Below are 18,843 nucleotides of genomic sequence, written 5' to 3' on the forward strand. Positions count from 1 at the left end.
AAATTCATTATCTTAAATTTGCTCCAATTGCTTCACTAATTGAGTTAAATCCATCTTCTTTTAGAAGTTCTAAAATTTCTTCATTGATTTTTCTCACCATTGATGGTCCTTCAAAAATAAGTCCAGAATAAGCTTGAACTAGAGAAGCTCCATCTTTTATTCTTTCATATGCTTCTTTACCATTTGAAATTCCACCAACACTTATTAAAATTGTTTTACCATATAACTCTTTTCCTATTGCTTTAAAAAGTTGAGCAGATTTTTTAGTTAAACAAGCCCCACTTAATCCACCAAAATCTTTACAATTATGTACTAAACTATAATCAATAGTTGTATTTGTTGCTATTATTCCATCTGCTCCATTAGAAATAGCAGTTTTACATAATTCTATTGCTTGATTTTCTTCCATATCAGGAGCAATTTTTAATAAAATTGGTTTTTGTGTTAAATTTTTTGCCATAGTAAAAAGTTCACTAATAAATTTCTCATTTTGTAAATCTCTTAAATTTGGAGTATTTGGACTAGAGATATTTATTACTAAATAATCACTATGCTCTCTAAACTTTTTGATTAAACTTTTATAATCATTTAGTGCAAATTCTTCAGGAGTAGTTTTGTTTTTTCCAATATTTGCACCAATCGGTATAGAAAAAGGATAAATTTTTTTTAAGTTTTTTAAAACAGTATGAGAACCTAAATTATTAAATCCCATTGCATTTTGAACACTTTTTTGTTCTGGATATCTAAACATTCTAGGTTTTGGATTTCCATCTTGTGGCATAGGTGTCATAGTACCAATTTCAGTAAAACCAAATCCCATGCTTTTCATAGATTTTATCATAGTTGCATTCTTATCAAAACCAGCGGCAAGTCCAACTGGATTTTCAAATTTTAATCCAAAAATTTCTTGATGTAATTTTTCATTATTTATATAATTTCTTTTTTCCATATATGAACTTAAAATTTTGCATCCACCAACTGTTTTTAAGCTAAATTCAGCAATGTGATGTGCTCTTTCTGGATCAAATAAAAATAGTATTTTCTTTAATGTTTCATAGTTAAACAAAATTTTTCCTTTTTAAAAAATTAAATTATATTATCAAAAATTTGCTGAATTATATAGCCTTTGGTACTCTTTACTATTCTTCAAAAGTTCTTCTTGAGTGCCAATATCTACAATCTCACCACTTTTAAATACAGCAATTTTTGAAGCATTTTTTATAGTACTTAGCCTATGTGCAATAACAATAGTTATTCTATTTGGGCTTACTTCATTTATAACCTCACTAATAATTGATTCACTTTTATTATCTAAGGCTGAAGTAGCTTCATCTAATATTAAAATTTTTGGTTCTTTATATAAAGCTCTTGCAATTGCAATTCTTTGTCTTTGACCACCACTTAAGTTTGTTCCAAATTCATCTAAAGTTGTATGAATACCTTTTTTCATTTTTGATACAAACTCATAAGCATGAGCTTTTTTTAATGATTCTATAACTTTAATTTCATCAACTTCTTGTCCATAAGCAACATTTGAAGCTATTGTATCATTAAAAATATATACTCTTTGAGTAACAATTGAAATGCTATCTCTTAGAGTTTTTAAATCAAAATCTTTTATATTTTGATTGTCTATTGATATTTGACCACTATTTACATCATAAAATCTTACAAGAAGATTTATAAGTGAAGATTTACCTCCACCACTATCACCAACTAAAGCGATAATTTCACCTTTATTTGCTTCAAGATTTATATTCTTAAGTGCTTCTAAATCATCATATTTTAGACTAACATTTGAAAATCTTATATTTTTTATATCTTCAATTTGAGTAATTTGTCCTGAAACAATATTAGGTTTTATAGCAAAAATATTATTTATTCTCTCATTTGCAGCAAAAGCATCTTGCATTTTATTGTATAAAGATGAAATTCTTTTAATTGGAGTATAAAGCATAAAAAGTGCAGCAATAAATGAGCTAAATTCACCAGTAGTAAGTTCTCCACTTACAACTTTACTTCCACCTACTAAAATAACAGTACCAAATGCAATTGCTCCTAATGTTTCCATTAAAGGTGAAGTTAGTTCATTTGTTTTAACCGCTTTCATATTATATTTAAAGAATATCATATTAAAAACTGAGAATTTTTTTGTTTCTATATTTTCTGTAGAATTTGCTTTTATGATTTCAATATTATTAAATGATTCAGTTAAAGATGAAGTAATATCAGAGTTGCTTTCTTGGGATTTAAAAGATAGTTTTTTCATCCTTTTTGCTAATCTTGTTAATGGATAAATAGCAAGAGGAAGTATAACTAAACCATAAAAAGCAAGTTCAGGAGAACGATAAATAACTAAAGCGACTAAAGCAACAATAGTTAAACTTTCTCTAATGATTTCTGCTAAATTGTTTGAAACGGCACTTTGAATTCTATTTATATCATTTATTATTCTACTAACAAGTTCACCACCATGAGTTTTTTGAAAAAATGAAATATCTAATTTTAATACATGTGAAAATAGTTTATCCCTTACAATTCTTGTAATATCTTGACCAATATAAGAAATGAAATATGCTTGAATATAACCACCAAAACCTTTAATGGCATATAAACCTACAACAATAAAAGGCATAATATAAAGCATATTTACATCTTTATTTATAAAAATATCATCTAAAAGTGGTTGAATTGCATAAGCTGTTCCAGCTGTTGCTGAAGCAACCATTAGTATTCCTATAAAGGCATAAAATATTTCTAATTTATAATTTTTATAAAATGGTGAGTATTGTTTAAAAAAATCTTTCATATAAATCCTAGATAAATTGCATAAAAAGTTATGGATTTTATCAAAAAATACCTAAATTAAGACTTTTTAAACATTTTAATAAAATTATTAAATCCAAAGGCTTTGATAGTAAGGTAGAATAGTATAAATCCACTAATAGTACTAGCAAAAGCAAGTCCTGCTGCTTGAAAAGGATATATTAAAGCTAATGAAAAAACTATATTCCAAAGTAAACTTTTCATTGATATTTTAGCAGTAAGCATTTGTTGTTCTTTTGCATAAAGCCATAATGAAAAAATTTTTGCTAAACCAAATGGAATTAAACCTATTAAATACATAGTTAAAATTAAAGCTGTATTTTTAGTATCTTCGTTTGTAAAAGCTCCTCTTTCAAATAGAAGTTTTATAATAAAATTATCAAAAATTATACCTATAATCATAGAAATACTTAGAACAGCTAGTAAAATAAGAGATGATTTTTTCATCAATTTTAAAGCTTGATTTTCATCTTTATTTTTTATTGCACGTGCTACCATAGGAAATAGGGCTATTGAAGTTGCTATTGCAAAAATTGCTAATGGTAGCTGAAAAACTCTATTTGCATAATATAAGTATGATATTGACCCACTTACTAAAAATGATGCTAACCATGTATCTATAAAAGCAGAAATATGTAAAGTTGAAGAACCAAAGGTTGCCGCTAGAAAATTCTTATAAAATTTATTTTCTTCCTTTTTTTTATGTTTTCTAAAAGTAAATATTTTACATAGATTTGCTTTTTTTATAGCTATTAAATGTACTATTACTTGTAAAATTCCGCCAGCAATAACTCCAAAAGATAGATAAAAAGTAATTGTATAATTATCTAAGCCTTTTGCAATTATTAAACTAGCAATCATTGAAAGATTTAAAAGTGCAGTTGAGTAAGCAGTTGTTGCAAAATGGTTTTTATATTGAAGTAATGCTCCCATAAAAGTAACAATAAATATTAAAGGAAGATAATAAAAATTTATAGCAAAAAGTGGTGCTGCTAGATCAACTGTTTCTTTTGTAAACCCAATAGCAAAAGCTTTTGCTACAATATGAGAGAAGAGTGTAACAAATAAAGATAAAACAATTAAAAAACCTATTAATTGTAAAAATATAATAGATGAAAAACGAATTTTGTATTTTGATTTTGCATAAGAGGGGATAAAAGCTTGTGTAAAAGCACCATCTGCAAATATACTTCTAAATAAATTTGGAAATTTAAAAGCAATAAAAAATATATCTGAATATATATTTGCTCCTAATATTGACGCAGTCATTAAATCTCTTACAAATCCAGTGATTCTAGATACTAAAATACCAGTGCTATTTGTAAAAATTGATTTTATTAATTTTATATTTCCTATTTTCATTTTTCTACTTTATAATCTGTTTTTTTATGGAAAACTATTTGTATATTTCCTTTAAAAGAAGCAAGTTGTGCTTCTATAATAGTTATTTTTTCACCATCTTTTGGAAGTATTGATTTATCCTTTGCAAAAAGTTTAATAGTTTTATTATTAAAAAATAGCTTTCCTTTTCTTATTTCTCCACTTAGATTAGTGATAATTTCATTCTCATATTTAAAGTCAAAAATATTAATTTTTGAAGCATCTAAAAATAATGATTTATAATTTTTGATTTCATCATTTTCTTTTAAAATTATAAATTCTTTTATCTCTTTTAATCCATAAAAATCATATATTTCATTTACTTGAATATTATAAGAATATCCTAATTTTAAGTCTTTTGCATCTTTAAAAATATATATAGCTCTATCATTGTTTATTTTGATTATTGCTTGATTTTCATTTTTATAAATTACTATGACATTATTTAAAAAAGCAGGTAAAACAAGCTTATTCTTATCATATAAGGTTTTAATATCAGTTATTTGTTGATTTATATTTATTTTATTTATAGGATTTATATCATCAATTTTAAGTGAGAATTCTGCAAATATTGGTAAATGATCAGAAAAACCTTCTCCTTTATGTATTTTATTTTTTATTCCTTCACTCATTTTCCATCTATTGATTTCACCATTTTTATAAAGATAATCTGGTTTAAAAACTGAAAAACTATTTGGAGTATATGATAGTTTTTTATTATCAAAAAGAGAAGCTGGAATTATAATATTATCAGGAGTATTATTTTGATTTTTAAATTTTGTTGAAAATCTTTCAAAACCTTTTAGATCTAACCATAAATTATAGTGAATTCTTTTATTATTTCCTAAAATATTTTCTAAAGTTATAAATTCATTATCAATAGTTGTATTTAAAATATGGTTTATCCCTGTAATACCATTTGTATGATTTAACTTTATATTTTTTTTAAATGTTTCAAATTCATTATAATCAGAGTTAAAATCTCCAAGTAAAATATAGTCATAGTCATTAGGTAGTTTTTTTAATCTATCTTGCAAAGTTTTTGCATATTTTACTCTATACGTTTCACTTGCTCTTTTAGATGGCCAGTGATTATTAAATATCTTAAATTCAATTCCATCTTTTATAAAAGTTGTTTCTAAAATAGGTCGATATATAGCATTTGTAAACTTTACATCAATAGAAGCTGAATTTTTTATCTCTATCTTTGACAAAAAACCTAAACCAACAGCTGAATTTTGGTATTTAATGAAACTATAATAATTATACTTTGTAAGTTTTTGTTTTAGAAGTTTCATCAAACTTTCATTCTCAATTTCTTGTAATGCTATAATATCTGCATCTATATCTTCTATTACTTTAACTATATTATTTAATTTTATGTTAAAATTTTTTTGATTCCATAAAAAACTGTTATTTGGTATAAATTCATTATATTCTGTTTTATCATATTTTAAATCAAAAAAGTTTTCAACATTATATGAAGCAATTTTTAAATTTTGAGCATTTAAAAATAGACTAAAAATAAAAATAATCAAATATTTATACAAATTTTATTCCTGAATTTTTTGAAATATTATCCAAATAAAGTTTTTTAAGAGTTAAAAATAGTGGGAAATTCACTATTTATTAAATATTTTTTTAATAAATTTTATTTATTTACAAAAAAAGGTAAAAAATGGTATACTAAATTCAAAATTAATTAATTGATATAATTTATTAAAATTACAAAGGAAAATTATGACAAATTTTGCAAATTTGCTCAAAGAGTATGATCTAAAAGTAACACCACAAAGAGTTGCTATTGTAGAAGAACTCTATAAAAATGGGCATATGAATATTGACGATTTATATAAAAAATTGTTAGAAAGATTTCCATCGGTTTCTTTAGCAACAATTTATAAAAACATTAATTCAATGGTTGAAAAAGTATTTTTAAGTGAAGTAAAAATTCCAAATGCAAGAACAGTTTATGAATTAGTAAAAGCTGAACATGCTCATCTTGTTTGTTCTCAATGTGGATTTATTGAAGATATTATGCTTGATACTAGTGATGTTATAGAACAAGTTTCAAAAATAAGTTCTTTTAAAGTTGACTACACAAATATTGTTTTAAATGGTATTTGTTCTAATTGTTCTAAATAGTCTAAAATTTAGACTATTTATGAATTTCTAACTATTAAACTATTTGGAAGATTAAATTTTTTTATTAATTCTTCTTCTTTTTGTCTGTGTTCTCCCATATCAATTTCATGGTCATACCCTAAAAGATGTAAAAGTCCGTGAATAAATAGTAAACTTAACTCATCTTCATCTTTGTGATTATATTCTGTTGCTTTTTCTTTTACAAAATCTATTGAGATTACTATTGTTCCTAAAGGAAGATGTTCAAAATCTCCTTCAAAAGGGAAACTTAAAACATCTGTTGGTTTGTCTTTTTGTCTATATTCTTTATTTATTTCTTGTATTGTAGGATTATATACAATTAATAACTCAATCTCTCTTTTTGTTAATAATGAACTTATTTCTTCTAATTTACTTAAATTTATATCAAAATTTGTTTGATTATCTAAATCTATCATTTCTATCCTAGTTTTAAATTAATTTTATTGGTAGTATATAGTTTTTATACATAAATTAAAATAGTTCAATCATCTTTGAGACTTCATCTACTGCAAAAGTTTTTAAATCTAGTTTTAAATTGATTTTTTGAGCAATTATTGCTTTTTTTATACCTTGTGCTTGAGCCTCTTTTAGTCTTAAATCAATAGAATAAACTTCTTTTATTTCTCCTGTTAGACTCACTTCACCTATAAAAACAGATTCTTTTGAAATTGGCCTATCTCTAAAACTAGATATTATTGCAGCAATTACAGCTAAATCAGCACTACTTTCTTTTATTTTTATACCTCCACTAATATTTATAAAAACATCGTAGTGATTAAAAGGTAAATCCAATTTTTTTTCTAAAAGTGCTAAAAGCATAGTTAAACGGTTTGTATCAAATCCTGTTGCACTTCTTTTTGGATTTGGAAATGTTGTTTCACAAACTAATGCTTGAACTTCCAGTATTATCGCACGACTTCCTTCCATACTTACAGTTAAACTTGATCCACTTTGAGATTTATTTTTATCAAAAAATTTTGAAGCGATATCTTTTGCACTTATTAAGCCTTCTGATGTCATTTCAAAAATACCAATTTCACTTGTACTTCCAAATCTATTTTTAAATCCACGAAGCATTCTTAATTCACGACTTGCTTCTCCTTCAAAATATAAAACTGTATCAACCATATGTTCTAAAACTCTAGGTCCTGCAATACTTCCATCTTTTGTAATATGCCCAATAATAAACATAGCAAGATTTGATTCTTTTGCTTTTCTCATAAGTTCAAATGTTATTTCTCTAACTTGAGATACACTTCCTGGTGCTGATGTAAGATTTGAAGAATATATTGTTTGAATAGAATCAATAATACAAACTTCATAATCAATTCTAAGAAGTTCATCTAAAATTTCTTCAAGTTTTATTTCGCTTAATAAAAATAGATTTTCACTATTTGCTTCAAGTCTATTTGCTCTTAATTTTATCTGTCCTGCACTTTCTTCTCCTGAAACATAAAGAACTTTTTTACCACTATTTGCAATGCTTCCTGCAACTTTCAATAAAAGTGTAGATTTACCAACTCCTGGACTTCCTCCTATTAAAGTAAGGCTTCCTGGAACTATCCCTCCACCTAAAACTAAATCAAATTCATAGTTGAAAGATGAAAATCTTGTAACATCATCTTGTAAAATTTCTGTAATTGGTTTTGCTTTTGAAGTAGAACTAGAAACTTTTATAGATTGTTTTAGAATTTCTTGCTGCTCTTGATTTAATTCTATAAAGCTATCCCAAGAACCACAATTTGGACATTTACCAAGCCATTTTGTAGATTGTTCTCCACAATGTTGACACTCAAAAAGTGTAATTTTCTTTTTTGCCATTTAAAAACCTTTTAAAATTTAATTGATTGTATCAAATTTTTTTTTATATCTATTAAAATATTTCAATTTGTAATCTTTTTTTGACTAAAATTATAAAAAACTTTCAAGGATTAAATATGATTATATATATTCATGGATTTTCAAGTTCAGGTTTTGGAAAAAAAGCTTTAGAGTTTAAGGAATATTTTCAAGATAAACTTATTCATATCTCTTTACCTACAATTCCTTTTTTAGCTATAAATAATCTTGAACAAATTATTGAAACTTTTTTAAGCCTAAATGAAAAAGTATATCTAGTAGGTTCATCTTTAGGTGGCTATTATGCTTTATATTTAGCAAATAAGTATAATTTAAAAGCAGTTTTAATAAATCCAGCTATTAAACCTTTAAATACATTAAGTCATTATGAAGGAGTTAAATATATAAAAAATTACTATGATAATTCAAAATTTGAGTTTACAAAAGAACATATAGAATCTTTAAAAAAATATGAAGTAACTAATTTAAAAAATCCTAAGAATATTATGACTTTGTTACAAAAAGGAGATGAAATTTTAGATTATAAAATTTCAAGAAATATATTAAAAGATACAAATATTATTATTGAAGATGGTGGAAATCATTCATTTATAAATATAAATAGATATTTTCATATAATAGAAGATTTTTATATATAAATTTGTTAAGTATTCATAAAACAATATATGATATAATTTATATTATTATGTTTTAGGACCATTTGTTGAAAAACTTTTTTAAATTGGTAATTTTTTTTAGTATATATTTATATTCAAATGAACCAATCAAACCAATTCCATTAGAAATTAATCTTGACGTAAAAAAAGTAAATTTAGGAAAAGAACTTTTTTTTGATACATCTTTATCAAGAACAAATACCATATCTTGCCATAGTTGCCATAATTTAGAACAAGGTGGAGTTGATAATTTACAGTTTTCTTTTGGAGTTGATGGTAAAATAGGTAATATAAATACCCCAACAGTTTTTAATTCTACTTTTAATTTTGTTCAATTTTGGAATGGAAGAGCTAAAAATTTAAAAGAACAAGTTCATGGTCCTATAACTAATCCTGTTGAAATGGATATTAGCTTTGAAGAGTTAATAGAAAAAATAAGAACTACTAAATATGAAAATAAATTTAAAGAAATATATCAAGATGGAATTACGAAAGATAATATTTCAGATGCAATAGCTGAATATGAAAAGAGTTTAATAACACCAAATTCACCTTTTGATAAATATTTAAGGGGAGATGAAAATGCTATATCAAATAAAGCAAAAAATGGTTATAAACTTTTTAAAGAACAAGGTTGTATTGCATGTCATCATGGAGTAAATATTGGTGGTAATTTATATTCAAAATTTGGTACTTTAATTGATATAGAAAGTGATTCAAAAGGAAGATTTGAAGTGACAAATAATGAAATAGATAAATATTACTTTAAAGTACCAACTTTAAGAAATATTGAACTTACATTTCCATATTTACATAATGGAAGTATTGATAATTTGGAAGACACTGTAAAATTTATGGCAAATTATCAATTAGGACAATCTTTAACACAAGATGAAATAAATAATATTGTAGCATTTCTACTATCTTTAACTGGTGAATTATATGAAGTTAAAAAATAAAATAAAATATTTTTTAGATCCACTTTTTATTGTTCTTTTTTTATTTATTATTACTATAGGTTCATTTATATTTAATCAAAATGATATAGATACAAAAGTAAAACAATATAATCATTCTATTAATCTTATTTATAGAATACAAATGTTACATAATGAAGTAGAAGCATTTATTAGAAATAGTGCAAGTTTTATGAATTATGATGAAATTGTTACAAAAATTGAGCTAAATAATCAACTAATAGAAGAACTGAAGAATGAAGAACTATATACAAATTTTAAAAATATAATAGATGATATTGATAGACAATGGAAATTGAAAATTGAAAGAGTTGAAAGATATAAATCAACAAATTCTTTAATAATTAGCCTTTCAAGTTATATTATTGAGCTTAGTAAAAAAATTAAAAGTAATTATATGCAAAATAATATTGAAGATATTTTATTGTTAGACAAATCATTAATCAATATTTTTACTATTTTTATAAATAAAGATAATTTTAATAATATTATGGTTGATGAAAGTCTAAAAAAAATATATAATCTATATATAAAATATGATAATAAAGACTTTGAATTTTTATATAAAAGATTAGATTTATTAGTAAAATCTTTTAGTTTATTAAATAGTTTAAGATTAGAGATTAAATCTTTTAGTTTAGAAGAGAATATTAATTTAGTTACAAATAAACTGTATATAATGAAAGATTTAGATATGAAAGAACAACAAAATCTTGCTATAGTTTTATTCTTATTATCTATACTTATTTTAATAATTTTATTTGTAGTTTATAATAATTTTTTAAAAATAAGAAAAGAGTTGAAATCTTTTAAATATGCTGTTGAAAATAGTGATAACTTAATAGTTATTACAAATGAAAATAAAGAGATTACCTATGTTAATGAAGCTTTTGAAAAAATAACAGGATATACAAAAGATGAAGTTTTAGGTAAAAATCCAAATATATTAAAATCTGGGAAAATGTCAGCAGAATATTATAAAAATATAAATAATACTATTAATAGTGGCAAAAAATGGACTGGAGAGTTTATTAATATAAATAAATTTAAAGAGGTATATTATGAAACTGCTTCAATAACACCAATAAAGAATGATGGTGAGATAATAGGGTTTCTAGCTATAAAACTTGATGTTACTGATTATATAAAAGAGAAAGAAAAAGCTAGATTCTTAGCTTATCATGATAGTTTAACTCATTTACCAAATAGAAGATATTTAGAGATAAAAATGGATGAATTTATAAAATCTTCTAGAAGAGAAAATAAAAAATTTGCTATTCTTTTTCTTGATTTAGATGGTTTTAAAATTGTAAATGATTCTTTAGGACATGATTATGGTGATATATTATTAAAAGAGGTTTCAAATAGATTTAAGTTATTATTAAGAGATACAGATTATGTTTTTAGAGTTGCAGGAGATGAGTTTGTTATGATTATTAACTATAAAAATGATAATGACATAGATATAGTTTCAAGAAAAATTATTGATGCTATAAACTTAGAATTTAAAATTAAAGAAAAAATAGTAAATATTGGCTGTAGTATTGGTATATCAAAGTTTCCAGATGATGCAAATAATTTAGATGATTTATTAAGATGTTCTGATCTTGCTATGTATCAAGCAAAAGAACAAGGTAAAAATAGATTTATATTTTATTCTAAAGAGAGTTGAACCTTTCTTTAGAAGTCTATTTTCATTCTGTAATATCTAGGGAAATTAATTTTTAAATTATCTTCAATTTTTAAAGGAAAAACTTGCTCAATTGAATTTTTTATTAAATTAAAGTAATTAGAATTACCACTAATTAAAGTTAATTGTTCATATCTTCCATCTTTTAAAATAGTAATTCTAATGCTTAGTGATTCACCTTTTATAAAATTTGATTTATCAACATTTTTATCTATATTTGAGAGTACTTTTTTTTCAAAATTATGGAAAAAATCATCTATATTTGTAATTGAAGAAGTATGTTCTTGATCATTATCACTATTTTCATCTGTTTTTATTTCAATTAGAGGTTTTGTATTTGAAACTTCTTCTTTTTTAATATTTTCATGATTTTCCTCTTCTGTAATGATTTTTTCAGGAATATCTTCGTGTGATGTTTTACTTTCTAATTGTTCTTTTCTTTGCTCTTCTCTTTGTTTATCTAAAGAGTTAATATTTTCTTCATTAATGATACTTTGTGATTCAGAATTATTTGTATCTTCAGTTTGATTTGTAGTATTTTGTAATCTATTTTCTGATCTTTGCATATGAATACTATTTTGAACAGGTTTTTCTGCATCTTCTACTTTTAATTCATTTGAGTTTAACTCTTGTTTATCATCTTCAAATAATTTTTCTTTGATTTCTTCATAAACAGTAATTAAAAAACTTTTTTCATTCTCTATTGTATTTGTTGATAGTGTTTGTGTAGTTGAAGTATTTATTTCTTCAACATCAGAGTTTTGTGAAAATAAGAAAAAATATATTAAATACATAATAAATAATACAATAATAACTATAATTGTATCTTCAATAAAATTCTTTGTTCTTCTTTTCATATTTTTCCCTTAAATTAATCTTTTATATAAATTTCATCTAATAAACTATCAACAAAGTTATCAGGACTAAACTCTATTAAATCATCTTCTTTTTCGCCTATACCAATGTAAAAGATAGGTAATTCAAGTTGATTCGATATAGAAAATAATGCTCCACCTTTTGCTGTTCCATCAAGTTTTGTTACTATTATACCATCTATTCCAACAATTTCATTAAAAGCTTTTGCTTGAGAAATAGCACTATTTCCTTGAGTTCCATCTAAAATCATAAGTTTTTGATGTGGAGCATCATTTAATGCTTTAGAACAGACTTTTACAATTTTTTTTAATTCATTATTTAAGTTTGTTTGAGTTTGTAGTCTTCCAGCTGTATCAATTATTACATTATCTATATTTCTAGCTATTGCAGCACTTATTGTATCATATGCAACAGCACTTGCATCATGACCTTGTTTTGTTTTAATAATTGGAATATCAAGTTTATTTGCCCATGTAGAAAGTTGTTCTATTGCAGCGGCTCTAAATGTATCTCCTGCACCTAATATAACTGATTGATTTTCTTTTTTTAATTTAGCAGCTAATTTTGCAATTGTTGTTGTTTTACCAGCACCATTTACTCCAATGATAAGTCTTACAAATGGTTTGATTTTTTGTAAATTTACTTCTGGAGCATGTTCAAAAAGCATTACAAGTCTATGTCTTAATTGCTTCCTTGTAATCATATCTGGTAAACCATTCATAGCTTTTTCTATTATTTCATACTCAACATCAGCTTCTATTAAAAGCTCTTCAATCTCATCAAAAGATATTTTCTCTTTTTTTTGAGGAACTACATTTTTTATTGATGAAAATGTTTTACTAAGTGCTTTTGAAAGAAAATTTTTATTTTCTTGTTCTTGTAAATTATTATTTTCTTCAGTTTTATCTTTTTTTAAGAAGCTAAACATCTATTATCCTATTTTTCTAAAAGCTTTTTTATATCTATTTCTAACATTTCATTTGGAACGATTCCTACATATTTTTGAAAAATAGTTCCATCTTTATCAACTAAAAATATAGTTGGAATTGCTTTGAGTCCACCTAATGCTTTTGCTAAATCAAAACCTTCTGGAGAGTTTGTTATTGTATAATTTATATTAAATTCACTTAAAATTTTTGAAATTTCTTCATTTGATTTAAAATCTTCTAATAATATACCTACAACTATAATATCATTTTGGTAGTCATTTTGAAGATCTACTAAATTTGGTATTTTGACTTTACAAGCAGGGCACCAAGTTGCAAAAAAATTAACCAAAATTAATTTATTATCTGAATCTTTTAAAAATAATTTATTATCTTTTAAATCAATTTCGATAGTGCTATTATCTATAGTATTTAAAGTAAATATTGTTTGATTATCATTTAAAGATGAACTATCTTCTTTTTTTTCGCCTTTTGAATCACAACCAGCAAAAAATAAAATTGAAAAAATTGAGAAAATCACTAAAGTTTTAAACTTCATTTTAATTCCTTTAGGTAAAATTATTAACTAGGTAGAGATTTTACCTAAGTGAGGCTTAAATGAACACAAATCACAAAAGTGATTTTCGAAAATTGTGTATTAAAAGATTAAAATCAATTACGCTTTTTTCAAAGTATTATAAAAATAAGATTGTTGTTAAAAATTTAGAAAAGTTTATTTTAAAAAATGAGTTTGAAAATATACTTCTATACTTACCTTTAGATATTGAAGTAGATATAAAGCCGTTAATTAATAGTTTAAGAAAAATAAAAAAAAATGTCTATGTTCCTTATATGTATGGTGATAGTTTTAAAATAGTAAAATATAGGCTACCACTAAAAAAGAAGAAGTTTGGTATATTTGAGCCAAATAATTCTTTTCTCAAGCCAAATAAAATTGATGTTGCTATCGTTCCAATTGTTGGGATTGATGCTTTAAATAAGAGGATTGGTTATGGAAAAGGGATGTATGATAGATTTTTTTATAGGTTAAAATATAAACCAATTATAGTTTTTACACAATTAGAACTTTGTAAAAGTAAAGAGATTTTAAGTGATAATTACGATATTAAAGCAGATTTTATAATTACGGGATAGGAAATAAATGGAAAATATAATAATAGCTTTAATTGCTGCTGCTCTTAGTTCAGTAATTACTATTCTTGTTACAAAGAAGATAAACAAAGCAAAATTTGAAGTCTTTATTGAACAAGCAAAAGCAAAAGCAAAGATAATAGAGCATGAAGCTGAAGTGGCTTTAAAAGATGCTCAATTAAGAGCAAAAATGGAGTGTGATAGGGAATTTAAAAGTGCTAGAAAAGAGTATGAAACAATGCTTTTTAAAATAGAGAAAAAAGAAAAAGATCTAAATGAGCATCTAGAAAATGAACTAAAACATATAAATAAAGAAAAAGAGCAAATAGAGGAAAATAATAGAAGAATTACTATATTAAAAGATGGGATTGAAGAACAAAAAAGGACTTACGAACAAAAAACTCTAGAAGCTATAAAGATACTTGAAAATGCTAGTGGATTAACTCAAATTGAAGCAAAAGAACTTATGCTTGAAAAAATTAAAGAAGATTCAAGAGCTCAAATAGCTTCAATTTTTAGAAAAAAATATAAACTTGCTGAGCAAAACTCAAAACAAGAAGTAAATAATATTTTATCACAAGCAGTTACAAGATATGCAGGAGAATTTGCAGCTGAAAGGCTTATAAATAATATTCCTTTAAATGATGAAGAAACAAAAGGAAAAATTATAGGAAAAGAAGGGAGAAATATAAAAGCATTAGAGATGCTTTTAGGAGTGGATATTATAATAGATGATACTCCAAATACTATTACTGTTTCTTCTTTTAATCTATATAGAAGAGCAATAGCTACAAAAACAATTCAAGAATTGCTTGAAGATGGAAGAATTCAACCTGCAAGAATTGAAGAAATTTATAAGAAAGTAAAATCAGAATTCGATAAAAACATTCAAAAAGAGGGTGAAGATGTGATTATGGAACTTGGAATAAAATCTATGCATCCAGAATTAATTAAACTTGTTGGAAGACTCAGATATAGAGCAAGTTATGGGCAAAATGCACTTGCTCATACTCTTGAAGTTGCACATTTATCTGGTTTGATTGCTTCTCAAATGGGAGGAGATACAATATTAGCAAGAAGAGCAGGAATTATGCATGATATTGGTAAAGCTCTAACTCATGAAGCACCAGGAAGCCATGTAGATTTAGGTGCTGAAATCTGTAAAAGATATGGAGAATGTGAAACAGTAATAAATGCAATATATGCTCATCATGGACATGAAGAGCCTATAAATGTAGAGAGTGCTGCTGTTTGTGCTGCTGATGCTCTAAGTGCTGCAAGACCAGGAGCTAGAAGAGAAGTTTTAGAAAGTTTTCTAAAAAGAGTAGAGGAGGTTGAAAATATCTCTACAAGTAAAGTTGGTGTTACAAATGCATATGCAATAAATGCAGGACGTGAAGTAAGAGTAATTGTAAGTGCGGAGCTTATAAACGACGATGAAGCTATACTTCTAGCAACAGAAATAGCAAAAGATATTGAAGAAAAAGTTCAATATCCTGGAGAAATTAAAGTAAATGTTATAAGAGAATTAAGAGCTGAAAGTTATGCAAGATAAGGGGCTTAATATGAAAAATGACAAACCAACAACAAAAATCATAGCAGGTGCTTACAAAGGAAAAGTTTTAGAGTTACCATCCCTTGATGTTACAAGGAGCTCTAAGGCTATGCTTAAAGAGTCAGTTTTTAATGTTTTACAGTTTGATATAATTGATAAAATTTTTATAGAATCATTTGCTGGAAGTGGTTCTATAGGACTTGAAGCAATAAGTAGAGGAGCAAAAAGAGCTTATTTTATAGAACTTGATAAAAACTCATATTCAATACTCCTTAGAAATTGTAAAAAAGTTGATATTGAAAAGTGTCAAACTATACAAGGGAATGCATTTGTTCAAACTCCACTTATTTTGGATTTTATGAAAAATTCTAAAGATGAAGTTATTTTGTATGTTGATCCACCTTTTGATTTTAGAGATGGAATGGAAGATATTTATGAAAAATCTTTTAGAATGATTGCAAATATTGAAGTTGATAATATTTTTAAAGTTATTGTAGAACATCTTTCAAGTACAGAAGTACCACAAGTTTTAGGAAAATTTAGTTTAGAAAAAACTAGAAAGTTTGGTAAAAGTTCGTTATCATATTATAGTTACACACAGAACTAAAATGTTTAAATTTGCCCTATATTTACTTATAGTTACAGTTTTATTAGTATTTTTATTACCAATTTTTTATACAGTTTCACCATATACATTGGATCCTCAAAAAATACTGTTACCTCCATCATTAGAACATATCATGGGTACTGATAGATTGGGACGAGATATATTAGCAAGAGTTCTAGAAGGTGGTCAAACTTCATTAATTATAGGATTTTTAGCAGCTAGTTTTTCTTCACTTCTAGGGCTTATTGTAGGAATAACAGCTGGATTCTTAAAAGGAAATATTGATAAAGCTATAACTATTATAATTGACCTATTTTTAACTTTTCCTACATTTTTCTTACTTCTAGCGCTTGTTTCATATATTGAAGCAAATACAGTTATCTTAATAGTAGTTATTTCTATAACTGGTTGGATGGGAATATCAAGAATGATAAGAAGTGAGAGTTTTGCTATAGGGAATAGACCCTTTATAAAGGTTTTAAAACTAGCAAATGTTAGTAAAATAAAAATTATTTTAAAATATTTTGCACCACTTTTAGCTCCTATTTTTTTAATATCATTTTCATTTGGAGTTGCAGGAGCAATTCTAGCTGAATCTGGGTTGTCTTTTTTAGGACTTGGAGTAAATCCACCTAATATGAGTTGGGGAAGTTTACTAAGTGATGGAAAGACAGTGATTGATATAGCTTGGTGGGTTAGTTTTTTCCCTGGTCTTATGATATTTATAATAACTTTTTGCTTGATTCAAATAAGTGATTATTTGCAAAATCTTGCAAATAAAAAAGAAGTAGTAACCTAAAATACTGGGGTATTATCCCCCCAGTTAAATATCTTTTATAACCATTTTTTCTTAGCAACTTCTAATAATTTTTCATTATTAATAATTGCTCTTGTATGAGTTCCTTTTCCTGCACTTCCAGTTTTATCAAAAATCTCTACATCAAAAGCAAAAAGTTTACCTTCCATATGTATAAAAGTAGCTTTTACTTTTATTGTAGCTCCCTCTAATGTTGGTGCAGAGTGTATAACATTTACATTTACTCCAACTGAAAGTTCACCTTCTTTTAATAAAGGTATCATCAATCTTGAAGCTGCAATTTCCATCAAAGAAATCATTCTATATGTAGCTAAAACAGTAGGGAAAGCATCACCATCTTTAAGTGGTAAAAGTGATGCCAAATCTTTATCTTCAACTATATAGTCAAATTCACAAGTATCGTTAATATTCATATTTATCCTTTATTTATTTTTTTAATGGTATCATTTTTTTAAATATGAAGTCAAATACTAAATCAAGATATTAGATATAAGGAAAAGAGATATGGATTCAACTTTATTAAGAATATTTCTCAGTGTAGCAAACAATAGAAGTATTTCATTAGCAGCACTTGAATTGGGTTTTGCTCAATCAAATATTACAACAAGAATTAAACAACTAGAAAATGGTATTGGTCATTTGTTATTTCATAGAGTTCCAAAAGGTGTAAAATTAACTCATGAAGGAGAAAAACTATATCCTTTTGCTGTTGAGATAGTAAAAAAAATTGATGAAGCTTTTTCTTTTATGAAAAATATAAATCAGCAAGAAATTTTAAGAGTTGGTTCAACTCAAACAAATGCCCCAATTAGGTTATTCCCCTTTATCTCAAAATTAAATGAAGATTATTCCAATATGAAAATAGAGATTTATACAAATACCACTCCTTATGTTGTTGAAGCTTTACTTGATTATAAAATTGATATAGCTTTTGTTAGTGGAAATCCAAATCATAAAGATATTATGGTTTTACAAGTTTTTGAGGAAGATATTTATATAGTTGAAGCAAAAGAGAAACAAAGTGAAAATTGTATTTTAGGTTATAAAGATAGTTGTGCCTATTTTACATATTTTTATTCACAAATGAGAATTAATAGTAATCAAATAGTAAAAACTAGTACTTTTGAAAACTATGAAACGATTTTAGGTTGTGTAAAATTGGGTTTAGGAAAATCTTTAGTTCCTATATCAATTATTAAAAAATTTGGTTTTGAAAATGATTTAAAAATGACGAAGTTAGATTGTGGTTTATTTACACATTTAGTTTGTAGAAAAGATTATATACCTATTATTAGTGATTACTTAAAAAATATTAGTTTTTTATAAAATAGAGTAGGGATTTTACTCTATTTTAC

Annotated in this window: 19 protein-coding genes; 9 read left to right on the forward strand and 10 right to left on the reverse strand. The window is 25.1% G+C overall.

Going from position 1 to position 18,843, the window contains the following annotated elements; translation table 11 throughout:
- Positions 1–7: 7 nt before the first annotated feature.
- Genes ALANTH_RS05190 through ALANTH_RS05205 form a run of 4 tightly spaced genes read right to left on the reverse strand, consistent with a single transcriptional unit; the run spans position 8 to position 5,756 of the window.
- Positions 8–1,066 (reverse strand): quinone-dependent dihydroorotate dehydrogenase, encoded by a 1,059-nt coding sequence (locus ALANTH_RS05190; protein WP_026807635.1) that lies wholly within the window; start codon positions 1,064–1,066, stop codon positions 8–10.
- 33 nt (positions 1,067–1,099) lie between these two features.
- On the reverse strand, positions 1,100–2,809 hold the full coding sequence (locus tag ALANTH_RS05195) for an ABC transporter ATP-binding protein (RefSeq protein ID WP_026807636.1): 1,710 nt from the start codon (positions 2,807–2,809) through the stop codon (positions 1,100–1,102).
- Positions 2,810–2,865: 56 nt separating this feature from the next.
- The gene (murJ, locus tag ALANTH_RS05200) at positions 2,866–4,188 is read right to left on the reverse strand and encodes a murein biosynthesis integral membrane protein MurJ (RefSeq protein ID WP_029888311.1); all 1,323 of its coding nucleotides are present in this window, start codon (positions 4,186–4,188) and stop codon (positions 2,866–2,868) included.
- Positions 4,185–5,756, reverse strand: a complete 1,572-nt coding sequence (locus ALANTH_RS05205; protein WP_026807638.1) for an endonuclease/exonuclease/phosphatase family protein — start codon at positions 5,754–5,756, stop codon at positions 4,185–4,187. Before ALANTH_RS05205 ends, murJ begins: the two co-directional genes overlap by 4 nt.
- Before the next feature lie 190 nt (positions 5,757–5,946).
- Between ALANTH_RS05205 and ALANTH_RS05210 the strand changes: the two genes are divergently transcribed.
- Positions 5,947–6,351 (forward strand): Fur family transcriptional regulator, encoded by a 405-nt coding sequence (locus ALANTH_RS05210; protein WP_026804260.1) that lies wholly within the window; start codon positions 5,947–5,949, stop codon positions 6,349–6,351.
- Between the two features lie 17 nt (positions 6,352–6,368).
- Here ALANTH_RS05210 and ybeY read toward each other — a convergent pair whose 3' ends face one another.
- A complete protein-coding gene (gene ybeY / locus ALANTH_RS05215; RefSeq protein WP_026807639.1) occupies positions 6,369–6,788 on the reverse strand; it encodes an rRNA maturation RNase YbeY in 420 nt (139 codons plus the stop codon).
- A gap of 55 nt (positions 6,789–6,843) precedes the next feature.
- Positions 6,844–8,193, reverse strand: coding sequence for a DNA repair protein RadA (gene radA, locus ALANTH_RS05220; protein WP_026804262.1), 1,350 nt, complete (start codon positions 8,191–8,193; stop codon positions 6,844–6,846).
- 116 nt (positions 8,194–8,309) lie between these two features.
- On the opposite strand from radA, the gene ALANTH_RS05225 reads away from it, so the two are divergent.
- The 3 genes from ALANTH_RS05225 (at position 8,310) to ALANTH_RS05235 (ending at position 11,537) form a co-directional block, all read left to right on the forward strand.
- Positions 8,310–8,870 (forward strand): YqiA/YcfP family alpha/beta fold hydrolase, encoded by a 561-nt coding sequence (locus ALANTH_RS05225; RefSeq protein ID WP_026807640.1) that lies wholly within the window; start codon positions 8,310–8,312, stop codon positions 8,868–8,870.
- A 62-nt stretch (positions 8,871–8,932) separates the two neighbouring features.
- Entirely contained in the window at positions 8,933–9,847 is a 915-nt protein-coding gene (locus tag ALANTH_RS05230; RefSeq protein WP_026804264.1) for a cytochrome-c peroxidase, read from the forward strand.
- Positions 9,831–11,537, forward strand: a complete 1,707-nt coding sequence (locus ALANTH_RS05235; protein WP_034236782.1) for a diguanylate cyclase domain-containing protein — start codon at positions 9,831–9,833, stop codon at positions 11,535–11,537. Before ALANTH_RS05230 ends, ALANTH_RS05235 begins: the two co-directional genes overlap by 17 nt.
- 8 nt (positions 11,538–11,545) lie before the next feature.
- Here ALANTH_RS05235 and ALANTH_RS05240 read toward each other — a convergent pair whose 3' ends face one another.
- Genes ALANTH_RS05240 through ALANTH_RS05250 form a run of 3 tightly spaced genes read right to left on the reverse strand, consistent with a single transcriptional unit; the run spans position 11,546 to position 13,916 of the window.
- Positions 11,546–12,412: a hypothetical protein gene (locus ALANTH_RS05240; protein WP_026807641.1), complete on the reverse strand. Its 867-nt coding sequence runs from the start codon at positions 12,410–12,412 to the stop codon at positions 11,546–11,548.
- A 14-nt stretch (positions 12,413–12,426) separates the two neighbouring features.
- Positions 12,427–13,359, reverse strand: coding sequence for a signal recognition particle-docking protein FtsY (gene ftsY / locus ALANTH_RS05245; protein WP_026804266.1), 933 nt, complete (start codon positions 13,357–13,359; stop codon positions 12,427–12,429).
- Between the two features lie 8 nt (positions 13,360–13,367).
- Entirely contained in the window at positions 13,368–13,916 is a 549-nt protein-coding gene (locus ALANTH_RS05250; RefSeq protein WP_026807642.1) for a TlpA family protein disulfide reductase, read from the reverse strand.
- A gap of 59 nt (positions 13,917–13,975) precedes the next feature.
- Here ALANTH_RS05250 and ALANTH_RS05255 point away from each other — a divergent pair, with 59 nt between their 5' ends.
- Genes ALANTH_RS05255 through ALANTH_RS05270 form a run of 4 tightly spaced genes read left to right on the forward strand, consistent with a single transcriptional unit; the run spans position 13,976 to position 17,470 of the window.
- A complete protein-coding gene (locus tag ALANTH_RS05255) occupies positions 13,976–14,512 on the forward strand; it encodes a 5-formyltetrahydrofolate cyclo-ligase (protein ID WP_026807643.1) in 537 nt (178 codons plus the stop codon).
- Positions 14,513–14,519: 7 nt separating this feature from the next.
- Entirely contained in the window at positions 14,520–16,064 is a 1,545-nt protein-coding gene (gene rny / locus ALANTH_RS05260; RefSeq protein ID WP_026804269.1) for a ribonuclease Y, read from the forward strand.
- Between the two features lie 10 nt (positions 16,065–16,074).
- On the forward strand, positions 16,075–16,671 hold the full coding sequence (gene rsmD / locus ALANTH_RS05265) for a 16S rRNA (guanine(966)-N(2))-methyltransferase RsmD (RefSeq protein WP_026804270.1): 597 nt from the start codon (positions 16,075–16,077) through the stop codon (positions 16,669–16,671).
- A 1-nt stretch (position 16,672) separates the two neighbouring features.
- Positions 16,673–17,470 (forward strand): ABC transporter permease, encoded by a 798-nt coding sequence (locus ALANTH_RS05270; protein ID WP_026807644.1) that lies wholly within the window; start codon positions 16,673–16,675, stop codon positions 17,468–17,470.
- A gap of 35 nt (positions 17,471–17,505) precedes the next feature.
- On the opposite strand, the gene ALANTH_RS05275 is transcribed toward ALANTH_RS05270, so the two are convergent.
- Positions 17,506–17,901 (reverse strand): thioesterase family protein, encoded by a 396-nt coding sequence (locus tag ALANTH_RS05275; protein ID WP_034236757.1) that lies wholly within the window; start codon positions 17,899–17,901, stop codon positions 17,506–17,508.
- 91 nt (positions 17,902–17,992) lie between these two features.
- On the opposite strand from ALANTH_RS05275, the gene ALANTH_RS05280 reads away from it, so the two are divergent.
- On the forward strand, positions 17,993–18,814 hold the full coding sequence (locus tag ALANTH_RS05280) for a LysR family transcriptional regulator (protein ID WP_026807646.1): 822 nt from the start codon (positions 17,993–17,995) through the stop codon (positions 18,812–18,814).
- The last annotated feature ends 29 nt before the right edge of the window (positions 18,815–18,843 follow it).

The sequence above is a fragment of the Aliarcobacter lanthieri genome, from assembly GCF_013201625.1.
Taxonomy (GTDB): domain Bacteria; phylum Campylobacterota; class Campylobacteria; order Campylobacterales; family Arcobacteraceae; genus Aliarcobacter; species Aliarcobacter lanthieri.